The organism is Glaciibacter superstes DSM 21135, assembly GCF_000421145.1.
GTDB lineage: Bacteria > Actinomycetota > Actinomycetes > Actinomycetales > Microbacteriaceae > Cryobacterium > Cryobacterium superstes.
This window is the reverse complement of sequence record NZ_ATWH01000020.1, coordinates 36962-51503: the sequence shown is the minus strand read 5'-3', so window position 1 is coordinate 51503 and position 14542 is coordinate 36962. Positions and strand designations below refer to the sequence as shown.

Genomic DNA, 14542 nt, shown 5'->3' with positions numbered 1-14542 from the left:
CGCGGCACCTCTCCAGCCGAACACTTCGCCCTGCGGTAACCAACCCGCGTATATCAGTCTGACCATGCGTCGATAAGACACGCTCGACACTCCGGCCGGAGGGGACATCGGGCTGTCAAACGCTGTTCGCGAGGGTCTGGCGGTATCACCGCGCTACCTCTTCACCGGTCCGGCATTGAGCCAAACCGGCGGCCACGGCGATCCTCGATCCGCGGACGTCGACGTGTGCTTCGGCCACGGTCATGTATGCGAGATTGTCGATGGTGTCGACAACCTGCGCACGGCCGTTCGCGAGAGGTTCCGCACCGGTAGCCATGCAATCAAGGTCATGGCCTCGGGAGGTGTCATGTCGTTGACCGACGCTCTTCGACTTCCCCAGTACTCAGCGGAAGAGATCAGAGCGGTCACGGATGAGGCTGGACGGCGTGGCAGCTATGTGGCCGCCCACGCATACTCACCTGAGGCCATCCAGCACGCTGTGCACAACGGCGTACGTTCGATCGAACACGGAAACCTGCTGGATTCGGAGACTGCGCAGCTCATGGCCAAAAGCGACAGCTACCTGGTGCCGACTCTGGTGGCGGCGGATGCGATGGAACGGCGCGGCGCGGACTCAGGCCTCAATGCGGTTTCCCAGGGCAAGAACGCTGAGCTGTTGACGGCAGGCAAAGAGGCGCTCAGCCTGGCGCACGCAATGGGGGTGAACATCGGCTTCGGGTCTGATCTGATGGGTTCGCTGGAAGACGACCAACTTCTTGGCGTGCGCCTTCAAATGGAGGTACTGGGAGTCCTGCAGGCCTTGCGTTCTATGACGTCTGTCAATGCCGACCTGCTCCAAGACCCGACCCTGGGCCGACTTGCTCCAGGGTCGGTCGGTGACGCAGTCATCCTGGACGGCAACCCGTTCGATGACCCGGCTGCCCTCTGGGATAAGACGCGTCCACGGGTCGTCGTCATGGCCGGTGCCACCGACGTGCAGTGATCCGTTCGGCGAAGGATTGGTCGATGTCGTCCGGCCCGCTGCATGGTCTCAAAAGTCAGGAATGAGAGCCGCTCCATCGCAAAACCGATGAGGCCAGCTATTCGGGTCGCTACCATGACGTCAGATTTGGGACCGAAGAGCACTGCAGTGTGAACCTAGTGGAATTGGTGAGTTCGTGTCACGAGCACCTCGTGCACGCTTACAAGAAAGCTCGTGGTGGCGAACCGGGGACGTTGACTTGGATCCTAAGATCACCTATTTCTTTGGCAGGAGGACATTAGTGCAAGTAATTGGCGGGTCACAACGATGTCAGCAGGATCATCAATTCATCGCCGGTTTCGTCTTCGACGGGTTGGATCGAGAGCACCTCGGTTGTTCGGCGGCGAGCAACGAGTACGCCACTCACGCGAAGGTTTATGAGAACGTCCAGGCTGCTGCCGACAGAGCACGCTAATAACCTGACGAGTTCGATGGGTTGACCATCACGTCTGAGCGACCCGTCCACGGTCATATCCATGGCGGACAGGCGATGAAGAGTTCCATGGTCGAAATCGCGCCGTATGGTTATCATGCAGTTGGTCCGATGGCATGTCCGCCACGGCGGACAGCCAGTGAGCGATGTGAGGACGCACCCATGCCCGATCAGGAGAAGGTACGCCGTTTCGAGAGCGGGCTGGGATTTATCGCAGCGCTTGACCAGAGCGGCGGTAGCACCCCGAAAGCACTGAGCCTGTACGGCATCGAATCCTCCCAGTACTCGTCCGAAGCTGAAATGTTCGACTTGATTCATGCCGAACGGGTCCGGATCATCACGAGCAGTGTGTTCACCAGCAACCGGGTCCTCGGAGCGATCCTGTTCGAAGGTACGCTCAAGCGTGAGGTCGAGGGTCAGGGTATCGCCCAATACCTGTGGAACGAAAAAGGTATCCTGCCGTTCCTGAAGATCGACAGAGGTCTACACGACGAACAGGTCGGCGTCCAGCTCATGCGGGACATTCCTGGGCTCGACGACCTGCTCAATAGGGCATGTTCTGTCGGAGTGCTGGGAACGAAAGCGCGTTCGGTCATCCACTCAGCGGATGCCGTCGGCATCGCCCAGGTCGTCGCTCAGCAGTTCGAGATCGGGGAGCAAGTCCTCGCTGCCGGTCTTTTACCAATTCTGGAACCCGAGATCAACATCACCGCTCCCGACAAGGTTGAGGCCGAGACGCTGCTTAAGACGGCCATCCTGGCGCAACTGGACGCGCTCGGCGATCGGAAGGTCGCTATCAAGGTAACCATTCCGACCATTGACGACTTCTACGCCGACCTCATCGCCCACCCGAACGTTGCTCGTGTCGTCGCGCTGTCTGGCGGCTACCGTCGCGCCGAGGCGGTCGCACGGCTTGCAAGCAATCATGGGCTCATCGCCAGCTTCAGCCGTGCTCTTCTGGACGGACTGACCGTGCAACAGAGCAGTGACGAGTTCGACCGTGTCCTGAACGTGTCTATCGAGGCCATTTACCGCGCCTCGTCCACCTGACAACTACGACTTCTGTGTGCCCGGTCAACCTTTCGAGCTGATCTGCCGTGCGATGTGAGGTCCGGGACCGTGCCTCTGACGGGGACTCGGGCTGTGCGACCGATCGATGTAGCTAGTTCGACTGCAGCGTGCCGAGCACCTCGTTGAGTGCTTCGGTCGTTGAAGGGTGGGTGTAGATCGAGTCGCGGAGCTCCGAGGCGGTGATCCGGTGCCGGATCGCGAGACTGACGAGGTTGATGACCTCTTGCGAGTGGACGTGCATGAGTGCGGCGCCCAGCACCTGATCGGTCGCGCTGTCGACGACGATCTTGACGATGCCCCGCGGGTCTCCTTCGATCTTCGCCCGTGGTGCACCCGCGATGTCTGCCATCTGCTTCACCCTTACACTGACGTCGTAGCCTTGTTCGCGGGCAGCGGCCTCACTCAGTCCGACGCGTGCCAAGGGCGGAGTGAGGAACATGGTGTAGGGTACCGCGCCCCGGTCGGAGGTAGTGCGCAGGCCTGCGCCATAGAGATGATCTGCCACGATGCGATTGTCGTCGAGGGAGACGTAGGTGAACTGTGGTCCGCCGTTGACGTCACCGACGGCGTAGATGCCCGGCGCCGAGGTGCGCAGATGCTCGTCGACCGTGACATAGCCGCGGTCGTCGACCCGTACGCCTGCCCGTTCCAGTCCGAGCCCCTTTGTGGCCGGTGCACGGCCCATGGCCAGCAGCACCGCCTCGGCCTCGGCCGTATTCTCCTGGCCATCGACCGTGTATGTGACCCGAGCACGATCGACGCCGTCTGCCACCGCCGTCGCGGTCGCGCCCGAGATGATCGTGATGCCGTCGCCTCGCAACACTTCGACGGCGGTCTGGGCGACGTCGGTGTCTTCGTTCCTCAGAGGGCGCTCGCCGCGGTCGAGGACGGTGACCTCCGCGCCGTATTGGGCGAACATCGAGGCGAACTCGAGTCCGACATAGCCTCCGCCGACGATGAGGAGGGAACGCGGTAAGGGTGAGACATGCTGCAGTGTCTTCGAGTTGTGGATCCGCCCGCTGAACTGCGCCCCGTCGATGGTCGGCAGCGCAGGGTGCGAGCCGGTGTTGATGATGACGGTGTCTGCGGAGATCTGCAGTCTCTCCTCACCGCCGGTCACCTGCACTTCGCATTCTCCGATGAAGGTCGCACGTCCGGCGACAAGCAGCACCGAGTCGAGCTCGTCGAGCAATGAGTGGCTATTCTTCCGCATTGCGGCGGTCAGAGTGTCACGGCGGGACACTGCGCGCGCGAAGTACTCCTCTGGATCGTCGGAGCCACGTCGTTGCTCGGCGTCGTGGATCAGGATCTTGGTCGGAATGCAGGCGACGTTGATGCACGAACCGCCGATCATGTCCGCAGACTGCTCGATCAGTGCAACCCGGTGCCCCTTACGGGCTGCGGTGCCGGCAAGAGTCTTGCCCGCTTTGCCCCACCCGACGACGAGCAGATCGACATGCTCGCGGTGCGCAACTCCACTGGTCCGGTCGGTCTCGAGGCTGTGGGCGGGCATGGCAGCGTCCTTCCTCTACGGAAACGGTGTGCTGCCGAGAGCGAGCAAACCCTATCGGGTGACCGCCTGGCAACAGGCGTCCTTGCTGCAACCCTACGCCGACGGGTAAAGGCGGGCTGCAACAAATGTACGTCGCTGCCGTCCTGGCGGGTAGACCGCGGTCGGGGATCACGAACCTACCGGAGTCTTCTCCGTCACCCGCGACGTGGCCGAGTACAGATGGTGTTCAGGTAAGCGCTGCCGCTACATGTTGTCGTAAGACGGGCAACAAGTCGGTGACAAACCACGGATTGCGAGCCTGCCACCGGAAATTCAGCGGGGAGGGATGTGCCAGTGGGATGATGCCCGGCAGATACTGGTCGAAGGCGTGAACCGTTTCGGTGAGATTCTGTTTGGTGCGGCCTGCGAGGTAGTGCTGTTGTGCGTATCGGCCGATCAGGATGGTCAGCCGGATCTCGGGCATCAAATCCAGAAGTGGCGCGTGCCAGCGACGGGCGACCTCTTTTCGGGGCGGCAGGTCGCCGGTGGCGCCTTTGCCGGGGTAGTAGAAGTCCATGGGAAGCAGCGTGAACAGGTCGGGATCACGGAACTGGTTCTCAGACACTCCGAGCCAGTCGAAGAGTTTGATGCCACTGGCGTCATTCCAGGCGATGCCGCTCTCCTGGGCCTTGCGGCCGGGTGCTTGGCCAATCACAGCGATTCTCGCGCCTGGCCCCGCCGCGTAGAGCGGCAGGTAGCCGAGGTCCCTTGCCCAGGTGTTCTCCGGATCGTTGATGATTCCCTCGTGAATCGTCTCGAAACTCACGGCTACTCCTTCTGATCACGGCCCGGGCGCAAAGTTGCCCGGGTCATTCGCGCCGTACTCGGGTGGGTGGATTATGAACTCTATAGTCCGCGCTCGGTGTTGGCCCACACCCTAGTTCCCTGCGGATTCAAGCATATTCTGAAGCTGCAAGATGGGACTATATGGTCCCATAGAATGGGAGACTACGTGAGCAGTGTCGACCGGTTGGGAGGGCTTGATGAGGACACACTTCGCGGAAGTCTTGGCCCGCGAAGGCCCTTGTCTAGTCGGGGTCACTGACGGGGCGATGCTGGCGTGCTGGCGCCGCCGCATCGTCGACGAGCTTATGACCCCGCGGTCGCCGTATGTGTTGGCGTTGCAGCCAACAGATGATGTGTCCGAGCGGGTCGACTTCCTTGATCGGTGGCGCGAGCTCATCGCCGAGATGGTGGACCGGTTAGTTCAGTCTGGCACCACGATTGACGCACCGTGGCCCTCCGCCGAAGCCACAAGGGTCGCCGTCGATGTCCAGAAGACTGCCGTGCTGATTCTTGCGGCGCTTCATGGAGGCAGCACCCTGAGTCAGCTTGTCCAAGACCCTCGGCCGCTCAACGCCGCGCTCGACCTCGCTCTCGCGCCTTTTGCGGCAACCGAGGACAACTGCCGCGCAAGGATGGGGACCGAGTAGTCCACTTAGTAACATAGACCTGTGATGACGACCACTGACTCGCACAACGGCAGACGCCTGACGGCGCGTGGTGCAAAGACGCGGGCAAAGATCGTCGCCGGAGCGGCCGACCTGATGTTCATCCAGGGCGTCGGGGGTACCACGCTCGACGACGTGATAGCGGCGAGTGGTGTGAGCAAGTCGCAGTTGTACCATCACTTCGCAGGCAAGGACGCGCTCGTGCGGGCCGTCATCGACCACGTTGGAGAATTCGTCATCGGGCGCGAGCGCGATGCCCTCGGCCATGTCTCGACGATCGCAGGCCTGAGACGCTGGCGGGATGCGTTGGTACAGAACAACGCCCTACGGCACGGCGCTTACGGCTGTTCGCTCGGCGCGCTGGCCTCTGAGGTTTCCGACAACGACGATCTCGCGCGCCAGACCCTGTCTCAACTTTTTGGCGAATGGCAGGGACTCTTGGCAGGCGTGCTACATAGGCTTCAAGACAGTGGTGCACTTTCACCCGAGGCGCCGATAGACCAGCTCGCGACCGGGCTTTTGGGCGCCCTCCAGGGCGGGTACATGCTGGCCCAGACTGCGCGCGATGTCACGCCGATGGCAACGTCAATTGACATGGCGCTTACGCATATCGAGAGCCTGTCTGCTCATTGAGTTCACCGCGGCCAAAGCCACAGACTACGACCCGGACACAGTCATCGCCGTTCGTCACCAAACGATTGAGGGCACGTCCATCGCTTCCGCGGTGAACGCGCCCTCGTAGTAGGGCGTCAGGCAGCGGTTGCCGTGCGCTTGGGCAGCACCCACTCTGGCCGCAGGAAGTGACACGTGTAGCCGTTCGGGTAGGTGATCAGGTAGTCCTGGTGCTCGGGCTCGGCCTCCCAGAACGGGCCGGCGGGCTCGATCGTCGTGACCGCCTTACCCGGCCACAACCCTGATGCATCGACATCCGCGATCGTGTTACGGGCGATCTTCTCCTGTTCGGGGGTGAGCGGGAAGATCACCGACCGGTAGCTCGTGCCGATGTCGTTGCCCTGCTGGTTCAACGTGGACGGGTCGTGGATCTGGAAGAAGAACGCCAGGATGTCTCGGTAGGTCGTCTGCGTCGGATCGAAGAGGATCTCGACTGCTTCGGCGTGGCCGGGGTGGTTGCGGTACGTTGCGTGATCGTTCTCGCCCCCGGTGTATCCGACGCGGGTGTCGAGCACTCCTGGCTGTACGCGAATGAGGTCATCCGCGCCCCAGAAGCACCCGCCGGCCAGGACGGCCGTCTCGGTGTCCGGTGTGCGGGTGATCTGTCCGGTGTCATTGACTCCGCTGGTCATGATGCGTGCTCCTCTGTATTGGTGGTGTCGGCTGTCTCGAACAGGGAGCGGTACTTACCGTAACCCTGCTCCTCGAGCTCGGAGACTGGGATGAAGCGCAGCGCGGCCGAGTTCATGCAGTAGCGCTGGCCTCCGGCGTCGACGGGGCCGTCATCGAAGATGTGGCCGAGGTGACTGTCGGCCCCGGTGGACCGCACCTCTGTGCGGGTCATCCAGAGCGACTTGTCCGTCTCGGTACGAACAGCGTCCGCCACGATTGGCCTGGTGAAGCTCGGCCATCCGGTGCGGCTTTCGTACTTGTCGGTAGACGAGAACAGGGGCTGGCCGGAGACGACGTCTACGTAGATGCCGGGCTCGTGATTGTCCCAGTACTCGTTTCGGAATGCAGGCTCGGTCCCGTCCTTCTGCGTGACGCGGAACTGGCCTTCGGTGAGGCGGCTCAGCGCCTCGGGAGTCTTGCTGTAGTCGTGTGACACGATTTCTCCTCTTCTGGCGTCGCTGGCTGCGGCGTCACTGGAAATAACACCGCAGATAGTCGTTTTGGTCCCGGTTTTCTGAGAATTCGCTGTGACTACGATCTCTGGGTAGGCCTCAGATGTGCAGATCATCGTCCTGCACGGCGAGCAATAGGCCGCGCGCATCCTCCGCGCACGATTCGCACGCAGCAAGATGCGCCGCCATTCCGGGGTAGTGCTCAGCCGCATCGACTCCGGCCGCGAGTAGCTCGACATAGACATGAAGAACAGCCATCGCCTCATCACAACCGACGTCACGCGGATCGGCGGCCAGGAAACGCTCGAACCACTCCCACCACCCCGCCATGACCTTTCACCTCTACCTGTTGTTCAGTAGGTTGGGCCGTCTTCGGCTCGCCTTCCAGATATCCGTTAGCGGTCAGGTAGGCGCGGATCTTACGGCGTGCATCGAAAACGGTCTTGTATATTGCGCCCCGATTCGATCCAGACTGAGACACCATCGCTTCGATCGGGACGCCGTCGACCACGATTGCGACGAAGAAGTGGCGCTGGTGATCGGTCAACGTTTCGCTCATGGCCTGCTGTACGGCCCTGATCAGTTCCCGCTGCTGTGTCTGCGCGAGCGGGTCGACAGCGAACCGTGCAGGGAGTCGTTCCCAACCTTCGACGTCGAGGGACACCGATGGCTTGCGCCAAAAGTGGCGGCCAAGTTTGTTGGAAACCTCCAGCACCACAAAGCGATACGCCCAGGTCGTGAATCGGCTCTCCCCGCGAAAGGTATCGAGCTTCCCCAGGAGGGACATCATCGCGTCGTTGGCGGCCTGATGTGCAAGGTCGTCGAGTTCCGGTCCGCCGATGCGGAAAGCGGGCCCACGTCGATGCGCCTCATGAACGGCCACCCGCAGCAACATCTCGTGCAGGCGGGCCAACGCCGCGTCCCGTTTGGTTCCGGCTTCGTCGAGCGCGGTCAGCCACGATGAGGAATCCATATCCATGCCGGTAAGTCCAATCCGGTGAGTGCGCCGTACTCGTGTCGTTCAGCATGTCGATCATGAAATAATAGAACGATTTCGTCCAGATTACGATGCCGCGGTGCCGTTCGGCAAACATGTGCGGTTAGGTACTGACCGTCCCGCGTCCGCAACCCTCGTCGATCACAGCAAGGTTAGAGTGGGCATTCATTAGTCCGGCCTGCAAGCCCGGACGGTCGGCCACCATCCTCCAGCAGCAGTTCGATCACCTGTAACTGGACTCGAACGTCCTTTAACGGTAGAAATGTAGCAGTGTCTCGACAGCCGATTCGAGGTCACAGCGGTCAGGTTGCGGCGTGGCCGAAATCATCGAACAGCAGGAGTCAGGATGTCTAAGAACCGCTTCATCAGTGATGCCATCAACGCCAGCGCGGAGACTACAGAGGACCGCGTCAAGCTGACCGACATGGTCACCGAAGCAGCGACCGGCACGTCGACGGCTACGACAGCAGAGGACGGGCCCAGCGACGCTTCGATCCTGAACTTTGCGCTCAACCTTGAGTACCTTGAAGCCGAGTTCTACCTTCGTGGCGTGACCGGGCAGGGACTTCCCGACGAAATGGTGGGAGGGACGGGGACGCCCGGGCAGGTGTCCGGCGGCCGGCAGGTCGATTTTCGAAGCCCCCTGATTAAGAACATCGCCCGCGAGATTGCTATGGACGAACGAGCCCACGTCGCCTTCCTCCGCGGCGCACTCGGGGACGCGGCCGTTGCACGCCCGCGGATCTCTCTCGATCACAGCTTCACCGCCGCAGCCACCGCTGCAGGCTTGATCAAGCCCGGAGAGATCTTCGACGCCTACGCGAACGACCGCAACTTTCTCTTCGCCGCTTTCCTCTTCGAAGACGTGGGGGTCACCGCTTTCAAGGGTGCGGCACCGTTCATCTCCAACAAGACCTACCTGGACGCGGCAGCGGGCCTGCTGGCGACCGAGGCCTACCATGCCGGGATCGTGCGGGCTACACTCTTCAGTGAAGGGCTTGTGGATGACTCCGTGTTCGACGTCGTGCACAAGATTTCGGCGGTTCGCAACGCAGTCAGCGGTCCCACCGACGATGATCAGGACCTCGGCACCAAGGACGTGGCAAACCTCGTTCCCACCGACGAAAACGGTAGGGCCTTCGGCCGGAGCGCGGCGGAGATACTCAACATCGTCTACCTCGATCCCCAAGGGGGCAATTCTGGTGGCTTCTACCCGGATGGTCTCAACGGCGACATCGTCCACGGCACCGGGCCGACCGCGGACTGAGTGCGTGCATCGCCATTCAGAGGTACCAATGAGGCTCATCGATTGCGAACGATGCGGCTGCCGATGACCGGCAACCCGAGTCGCCTGGACGACTCCAGAGCGATACACCATCCGAAGGGAGAATGCCATGTTCAGTGCAGAGAGACCTGCGGTCGAAAACGGCGAACGCATTAACGCAGGAGACATAGCGGAAGCGTTGACGAGAGCACCATTCACCTACGCCGACGAGGCAACTCAGGTGTTCACTCGTGACGGCCGCACCACGTACACCGAGAATGGCGGCCCCACCTCGGGAACGTGGGGTGTGGACGCTCAGGGGCAGTTCTGGTCGTTTTGGCCACCGACCTATCGCGCCATCTACGACGTCTTTTGGATTACGGATGCCGATGGTGATGTCGTCGGCGTCCGGTTCACCGAACTCCATCGTGGAGCGACGTCTGAGGGACGGTACACCCCCAGGATGATCGATACCCCCAATACGCAGATCTGATCGATCACGGTCACCCCGGCGTGCCATCCATCACCTAGAAACCAGCGCACGAAGGAAAGATACAAATGTCCACCACCGACTACCGCAAAGATCCCGATAAGGTTGCGAATCTCACCCGGGATCAGTTCGAGGTCACCCAGGAGGCGGCGACAGAGCCGGCGTTCCGTAACGAGTTCTGGGACAACCATGAAGCAGGCCTGTATGTCGACATCGTCTCCGGTGAGCCTCTGTTCGCGTCGATCAACAAATTCGATAGCCGTACCGGATGGCCCAGCTTCACCGTCCCCATCGACCCTGGCAACGTTGTCCTGAACGAGGACCGCAGCTACGGCACGGTCCGAACCGAGGTGCGTTCCAAGCATGGTGACAGCCACCTCGGTCACCTCTTCGATGATGGCCCGGCCGCCGACGGAGGCTTTCGCTACTGCATTAATTCCGCCGCGATGCGGTTCGTCCCTCTGGATCAGCTCGAGACCGCCGGCTATGGGCAGTTCCGCGGCCTCTTCACCACGGAGGTAGCATCATGAGTCGCGACCGTGCCGTCCTAGCCAGTGGATGTTTCTGGGGCGCGCAGGAGCTGCTCCGAAAGAAGCCGGGCGTGTTCTCGACCCGCACCGGCTATTCCGGCGGCAACACGCCAAATGCCACCTACCGCTCCCACGGCGACCATGCTGAAAGCGTGGAAATCGTGTTCGATCCCGACGTCATCGCGTTTCGGGATCTGCTTGAGTCCTTCTTCCAGATCCACGATCCCTCGACGCGGGACAGGCAGGGCAACGACGTTGGCCGCAGCTACCGATCCGCGATTTTCTACACCAGTGATGAGCAGAAAGAGGTTGCCCTGGACACCATCAAGGACGTCGACGCGTCCGGACTTTGGCCGGGGAAGGTCGTCACCGAGGTGGAGCCGGCCGGAGACTTCTGGGAAGCGGAAGAGGAGCACCAGGACTACCTGGAGAAGTACCCCGCCGGCTATACGTGCCATTACGTGCGCCCTGGTTGGAAGCTCCCGCACCGCGAGAACCAGACCGCGTAGGCCGGCTAACCGGCCAAGAGATCTGCACGCTGATTGATTGAAGGAGAAATGATGGCCGTTTTCGGAGGTCGCCGCCGCGACGATAACCCTGCGCTCCCACCTGGACAACACTTGACGGAGTCCTTTCCCGTGCTGTCGGCAGGCCCGAGCCCATCGATCAGTACGGAGGACTGGGAGTTCTTCATCCACACCGAAACAGGACAGACCCACCGGTGGAATTGGGACCAATTCCTCGCTCTCCCGTCCGAGGACATTACCGTCGATATCCATTGCGTGACCAGCTGGTCCAAGCTCGGCACCGGCTGGAAGGGCGTGTCATTAGACACCTTGTTTGCTGAGGTCGAGACGGGTTTGGATTTCGTGATGGCACACTCCTACGGCGGGTACACCACGAACCTTCCACTTGAGGAAGTCCTCGACGGACAGGCCTGGATCGCGTACGAGTACGACGGCGGCGAGCTTGAGCCCGAACACGGCGGCCCGGCACGCCTCCTGGTACCACATCTCTATTTCTGGAAGAGCGCCAAATGGGTGCGGGGACTTGTCATGCAAAGTGAGGACAATCCAGGCTTCTGGGAGGAGTACGGCTACAACCTGCACGGCGACCCTTGGCGTGAAGAGCGCTACTCGTGACAACCCCGGCCGCCGGCTGGCTCACAGGCAGTCTCGCGCGTGCACACCCGCTGACCGCCTCCGCGCGGAGCATCACCTTCACCGTGCCTGGCTGGCCGGGTAACGATGCGGGGCAGCACGTCGATGTGCGGCTCACGTCATCGGATGGGTATCAGGCTGTCCGCTCGTACTCCATCGCCAGCGCTGGCCCCGGTGGGGAGATCGAATTGGGCATCGACCGGCTGCCAGACGGTGAGGTCTCGCCCTTCCTCGTCGATGATCTCGCACTCGGTGACACTGTCGAGCTCCGGGGCCCACTCGGCGGATGGTTCGTGTGGCGGCCGGAACAGACCCAGCCCGTCCAACTAATCGCCGGCGGCTCCGGTGTCGTCCCATTCATCGCGATGACCCGCACACACGCCAGCGTGTGCAGCTCCGCGCCCATGCAGCTGCTCTATTCGCTACGCACACCTAATGATGCGTTCTTCCGTGACGAACTCTCCCAGCCGTCAGCGACTGCTCGGACGACCTGGCACTACACCCGCACTGTACCGCCGGGATGGTCTCGATCAGCCGGTCGGCTCACAGCGGAAGACCTGAAGAGCAAGACACTGCCACCGGAACAAGCACCGCTCACCTATGTTTGCGGCCCGACCGGGTTCGTCGAAACAGTCTCCCGTGCCCTTACCAGCCTTGGGCACGCGCCCGACACCATCCGCACCGAACGATTCGGAGGAACCTGATGGATCACCTCGACGGCAACGTTCTCGCCGGCCCGACCGCCGATCTCTTCCTTTTCGAGCCGACGACGACGCAGGGTCAATGTCAGTCCTGTGCTGATATCGCAATGCTGGGCCAAGCCATGGTGTACGGCCAGCCCATGGGTTTCGTCGCCCGCTGTCGCAACTGCGACAACGTCCTGATCGTCATCATCGAACGCGCCGGACAGAAATCTCTCAGCATGCGCGGGCTCCGCTGGCTGCGGGTCGCTGACCGAGCCATGAACGACCGTATTTAAGTCCAACAGTAAGAGGAGAATTCTAGGTGCGTCAGACAAGAAGTAGCTCAGGCACACAAGACCAAACATCTGCACGAGGGGCTGGGGCATGGACGAAGTACATTTCGTAAACACGCGATTTGATCCCGATGTGATTGGGTTTCACGCGATTGCGCAGGAGATGGCCGCGGCAGCGGGCTATACGGCGACGCTGTCCGTGGACGCCGGGCTGGCACAGCTGCTGCGGCTTCGCGTTGCTCAGCTGAACCCGTGTTCATACTGCTTGATCTTGCATACCGCCGCTGCGCGGGATGCGGGTCTGCATCCGGCCAAGATCGCTCACCTTGCGAGCTGGCGAGAGAGCACTATGTTCGCCGAAGACGAGGGTGCGGCTCTCGCATACACGGAGGCCCTCACCGAATTCGACTTGTCCGCTTTCGCTGAACAACACGAGCGATTGGCTCGATTCTTTGATGAGAAGTCAATCGCTGAAATCGCTGCCGTGGTTATCAATATGAATGTCTGGACTCGGTTGAAACTTGCACAGGGGGCCGTGCCGGTGCTGGAGGAAGTAACGCCAAAGCACAGAGACCAGAGCGAAGGATGATGGACCACAACGATCCGCGGAAGGGTGGCGTTTCCGCAGCTTCGCTGACGGATGCGCTCGGCCGCCTGTCGACACATAGGGCACATGTCCTCGATCTAGTGTCGCCAACGCCGGGGCGCGTATTGCGCGGGCGGGCTGTCACCATCCGGTTCGTCCCCTTTCGGCAGGATGTCTTTGACGCACAGGTGAACAGTTTCGCGCGTCTCTTCTATGAGGCGATTCCTGCCAATCCTGCGGAGACGGTTTTGGTGCTGGACAGCGGCGGCCAGCCTAATATCTCCGTGGGTGGTGAGACGAAGCTTTCGCGGCTGCAGAATTGGAAGCTTGCGGGGCTCCTCACCGACGGACGACTTCGCGATTTTGGTGAGCTCGAGCGCTATGAGCCCGTTTTCTACTGCAGCGGCGAGACCGTGAAGGCGGGTACGGCCGACCTGATGCCCATCGCTGCGAACGTCCCAGTCGTTGTTGGAGGTGTGATTGTTCTCCCCGGCGATTTCGTGTATGCCGACGCCGCGGCGGCGGTGATTGTTCCATCCGGGCTTGTTGACGAAGCGTTTCAGCTCGCAGCAAGGATTGAACTTGAGGACGCTGCCTTTCTAACGAGAATCCGCGCCGAAGACCCCGACGAGATACGCATTCGAGGAAGCCAGGAAACCTGAGATGTGCCTTAGCGAGCAAGCCGGACCACCGCGTCCGCGCCGGTGGATGGGGGCCCTTGAAAATCGGGCGCGAGAAACCCCAAATCGGTAAACTGAGATTTCAAGTAAAAGATTGGTGCCACGATGGCGAAGCAGAAGAAGGTGCAGACATTCCCCGTCATGGACGGGGCACTGTCCGCTCCTCGCGAGGATCAAATCGCTGGCATCGTTCAACGCGTATGGGCGGACTCGCTGGTCTATCACGGTGACGTCGAGCCGTTGCTTCGGGAATGGTTGAACACGGTCGGCTGTGTGGTGGCCGATAACGAGTTCCAGATGCTGCTCACCAAAGCCCGCGGAGAATTCGCTCGCGTCGCATCAGCGACCGATACCGACCCGGCCCTGCACTGTCCCGCGGGCACACTAGTTGCGTGTCTGTACTGGGACGTCCAAACTCTAGAGCGTGGCGGAACCATCCAGCCGTGACATCTTGCATGCGGTCGCTCATGCTGAGAATGCTGTCGCCGCGGCACGTAGGAACTGCATGACCTTTTCCTCCGGCACCTCACACGGC

General features: G+C 61.4%; 21 protein-coding genes. 14 read left to right on the top strand and 7 right to left on the bottom strand.

The window, feature by feature from the left end; translation table 11 throughout:
- Nucleotides 1–106 precede the first annotated feature (106 nt).
- A complete protein-coding gene (locus K323_RS27985; RefSeq protein ID WP_342663024.1) occupies nt 107–982 on the top strand; it encodes a metal-dependent hydrolase family protein in 876 nt (291 codons plus the stop codon).
- A 298-nt stretch (nt 983–1280) separates the two neighbouring features.
- Here K323_RS27985 and K323_RS0121945 read toward each other — a convergent pair whose 3' ends face one another.
- Nucleotides 1281–1499, bottom strand: coding sequence for a hypothetical protein (locus K323_RS0121945; protein WP_022887413.1), 219 nt, complete (start codon nt 1497–1499; stop codon nt 1281–1283).
- A gap of 117 nt (nt 1500–1616) precedes the next feature.
- Between K323_RS0121945 and K323_RS0121940 the strand changes: the two genes are divergently transcribed.
- On the top strand, nt 1617–2504 hold the full coding sequence (locus K323_RS0121940) for a fructose bisphosphate aldolase (RefSeq protein WP_022887412.1): 888 nt from the start codon (nt 1617–1619) through the stop codon (nt 2502–2504).
- A gap of 112 nt (nt 2505–2616) precedes the next feature.
- On the opposite strand, the gene K323_RS0121935 is transcribed toward K323_RS0121940, so the two are convergent.
- A complete protein-coding gene (locus tag K323_RS0121935; protein WP_022887411.1) occupies nt 2617–4038 on the bottom strand; it encodes a dihydrolipoyl dehydrogenase family protein in 1422 nt (473 codons plus the stop codon).
- Between the two features lie 226 nt (nt 4039–4264).
- Nucleotides 4265–4843, bottom strand: a complete 579-nt coding sequence (locus tag K323_RS0121930; RefSeq protein WP_022887410.1) for a uracil-DNA glycosylase family protein — start codon at nt 4841–4843, stop codon at nt 4265–4267.
- Between the two features lie 217 nt (nt 4844–5060).
- Between K323_RS0121930 and K323_RS0121925 the strand changes: the two genes are divergently transcribed.
- Both K323_RS0121925 and K323_RS0121920 read left to right on the top strand, forming a co-directional pair.
- Nucleotides 5061–5510, top strand: coding sequence for a hypothetical protein (locus K323_RS0121925; RefSeq protein ID WP_157509545.1), 450 nt, complete (start codon nt 5061–5063; stop codon nt 5508–5510).
- A 24-nt stretch (nt 5511–5534) separates the two neighbouring features.
- The gene (locus tag K323_RS0121920; RefSeq protein WP_026851995.1) at nt 5535–6161 is read left to right on the top strand and encodes a TetR/AcrR family transcriptional regulator; all 627 of its coding nucleotides are present in this window, start codon (nt 5535–5537) and stop codon (nt 6159–6161) included.
- Nucleotides 6162–6277: 116 nt separating this feature from the next.
- Here K323_RS0121920 and msrA (K323_RS0121915) read toward each other — a convergent pair whose 3' ends face one another.
- The 4 genes from msrA (K323_RS0121915) to K323_RS27980 form a co-directional block, all read right to left on the bottom strand.
- Nucleotides 6278–6832, bottom strand: coding sequence for a peptide-methionine (S)-S-oxide reductase MsrA (gene msrA / locus K323_RS0121915; protein WP_022887407.1), 555 nt, complete (start codon nt 6830–6832; stop codon nt 6278–6280).
- Nucleotides 6829–7308, bottom strand: a complete 480-nt coding sequence (gene msrB / locus K323_RS0121910; RefSeq protein ID WP_022887406.1) for a peptide-methionine (R)-S-oxide reductase MsrB — start codon at nt 7306–7308, stop codon at nt 6829–6831. The genes msrA (K323_RS0121915) and msrB (K323_RS0121910) overlap by 4 nt, the downstream gene beginning before the upstream one ends.
- A gap of 115 nt (nt 7309–7423) precedes the next feature.
- On the bottom strand, nt 7424–7582 hold the full coding sequence (locus tag K323_RS0121905; protein ID WP_211219895.1) for a hypothetical protein: 159 nt from the start codon (nt 7580–7582) through the stop codon (nt 7424–7426).
- 19 nt (nt 7583–7601) lie between these two features.
- Nucleotides 7602–8237, bottom strand: a complete 636-nt coding sequence (locus K323_RS27980) for a sigma-70 family RNA polymerase sigma factor (protein ID WP_211219894.1) — start codon at nt 8235–8237, stop codon at nt 7602–7604.
- Nucleotides 8238–8667: 430 nt separating this feature from the next.
- On the opposite strand from K323_RS27980, the gene K323_RS0121895 reads away from it, so the two are divergent.
- The 10 genes from K323_RS0121895 to K323_RS0121850 all read left to right on the top strand — a co-directional run bounded on the left by K323_RS0121895 (nt 8668) and on the right by K323_RS0121850 (nt 14454).
- Nucleotides 8668–9588 carry a ferritin-like domain-containing protein gene (locus K323_RS0121895; RefSeq protein ID WP_022887404.1) on the top strand — a complete coding sequence of 307 codons (921 nt, stop codon included), beginning with the start codon at nt 8668–8670 and terminating at the stop codon, nt 9586–9588.
- A gap of 127 nt (nt 9589–9715) precedes the next feature.
- Nucleotides 9716–10078, top strand: a complete 363-nt coding sequence (locus tag K323_RS0121890; protein ID WP_022887403.1) for a hypothetical protein — start codon at nt 9716–9718, stop codon at nt 10076–10078.
- Nucleotides 10079–10143: 65 nt separating this feature from the next.
- The gene (msrB, locus tag K323_RS0121885) at nt 10144–10605 is read left to right on the top strand and encodes a peptide-methionine (R)-S-oxide reductase MsrB (RefSeq protein ID WP_022887402.1); all 462 of its coding nucleotides are present in this window, start codon (nt 10144–10146) and stop codon (nt 10603–10605) included.
- Nucleotides 10602–11114 carry a peptide-methionine (S)-S-oxide reductase MsrA gene (gene msrA, locus K323_RS0121880; protein WP_022887401.1) on the top strand — a complete coding sequence of 171 codons (513 nt, stop codon included), beginning with the start codon at nt 10602–10604 and terminating at the stop codon, nt 11112–11114. The genes msrB (K323_RS0121885) and msrA (K323_RS0121880) overlap by 4 nt, the downstream gene beginning before the upstream one ends.
- A gap of 48 nt (nt 11115–11162) precedes the next feature.
- Nucleotides 11163–11747 carry a molybdopterin-dependent oxidoreductase gene (locus K323_RS0121875; protein WP_022887400.1) on the top strand — a complete coding sequence of 195 codons (585 nt, stop codon included), beginning with the start codon at nt 11163–11165 and terminating at the stop codon, nt 11745–11747.
- The gene (locus tag K323_RS0121870; RefSeq protein ID WP_022887399.1) at nt 11744–12469 is read left to right on the top strand and encodes a ferredoxin reductase; all 726 of its coding nucleotides are present in this window, start codon (nt 11744–11746) and stop codon (nt 12467–12469) included. The genes K323_RS0121875 and K323_RS0121870 overlap by 4 nt, the downstream gene beginning before the upstream one ends.
- Nucleotides 12469–12744 (top strand): DUF6510 family protein, encoded by a 276-nt coding sequence (locus K323_RS0121865; protein ID WP_022887398.1) that lies wholly within the window; start codon nt 12469–12471, stop codon nt 12742–12744. The genes K323_RS0121870 and K323_RS0121865 overlap by 1 nt, the downstream gene beginning before the upstream one ends.
- An 88-nt stretch (nt 12745–12832) precedes the next feature.
- Entirely contained in the window at nt 12833–13330 is a 498-nt protein-coding gene (locus K323_RS0121860; RefSeq protein WP_022887397.1) for a carboxymuconolactone decarboxylase family protein, read from the top strand.
- On the top strand, nt 13330–13989 hold the full coding sequence (locus K323_RS0121855) for an RraA family protein (protein WP_022887396.1): 660 nt from the start codon (nt 13330–13332) through the stop codon (nt 13987–13989). Before K323_RS0121860 ends, K323_RS0121855 begins: the two co-directional genes overlap by 1 nt.
- 123 nt (nt 13990–14112) lie before the next feature.
- A complete protein-coding gene (locus K323_RS0121850) occupies nt 14113–14454 on the top strand; it encodes a hypothetical protein (protein ID WP_022887395.1) in 342 nt (113 codons plus the stop codon).
- Nucleotides 14455–14542: the final 88 nt, after the last annotated feature.

Bases quoted from the DNA above. Each gene is read 5' to 3' on its own strand.
- K323_RS0121945 (WP_022887413.1), bottom strand. From the start codon at position 1,499: ATGGATATGACCGTGGACGGGTCGCTCAGACGTGATGGTCAACCCATC.
- K323_RS0121940 (WP_022887412.1), top strand. From the start codon at position 1,617: ATGCCCGATCAGGAGAAGGTACGCCGTTTCGAGAGCGGGCTGGGATTT.
- K323_RS0121935 (WP_022887411.1), bottom strand. From the start codon at position 4,038: ATGCCCGCCCACAGCCTCGAGACCGACCGGACCAGTGGAGTTGCGCAC.
- K323_RS0121925 (WP_157509545.1), top strand. From the start codon at position 5,061: ATGAGGACACACTTCGCGGAAGTCTTGGCCCGCGAAGGCCCTTGTCTA.
- K323_RS0121920 (WP_026851995.1), top strand. From the start codon at position 5,535: ATGACGACCACTGACTCGCACAACGGCAGACGCCTGACGGCGCGTGGT.
- msrA (WP_022887407.1), bottom strand. From the start codon at position 6,832: ATGACCAGCGGAGTCAATGACACCGGACAGATCACCCGCACACCGGAC.
- K323_RS0121905 (WP_211219895.1), bottom strand. From the start codon at position 7,582: ATGGCTGTTCTTCATGTCTATGTCGAGCTACTCGCGGCCGGAGTCGAT.
- K323_RS0121895 (WP_022887404.1), top strand. From the start codon at position 8,668: ATGTCTAAGAACCGCTTCATCAGTGATGCCATCAACGCCAGCGCGGAG.
- K323_RS0121890 (WP_022887403.1), top strand. From the start codon at position 9,716: ATGTTCAGTGCAGAGAGACCTGCGGTCGAAAACGGCGAACGCATTAAC.
- msrB (WP_022887402.1), top strand. From the start codon at position 10,144: ATGTCCACCACCGACTACCGCAAAGATCCCGATAAGGTTGCGAATCTC.
- msrA (WP_022887401.1), top strand. From the start codon at position 10,602: ATGAGTCGCGACCGTGCCGTCCTAGCCAGTGGATGTTTCTGGGGCGCG.
- K323_RS0121875 (WP_022887400.1), top strand. From the start codon at position 11,163: ATGATGGCCGTTTTCGGAGGTCGCCGCCGCGACGATAACCCTGCGCTC.
- K323_RS0121865 (WP_022887398.1), top strand. From the start codon at position 12,469: ATGGATCACCTCGACGGCAACGTTCTCGCCGGCCCGACCGCCGATCTC.
- K323_RS0121860 (WP_022887397.1), top strand. From the start codon at position 12,833: ATGGACGAAGTACATTTCGTAAACACGCGATTTGATCCCGATGTGATT.
- K323_RS0121855 (WP_022887396.1), top strand. From the start codon at position 13,330: ATGGACCACAACGATCCGCGGAAGGGTGGCGTTTCCGCAGCTTCGCTG.
- K323_RS0121850 (WP_022887395.1), top strand. From the start codon at position 14,113: ATGGCGAAGCAGAAGAAGGTGCAGACATTCCCCGTCATGGACGGGGCA.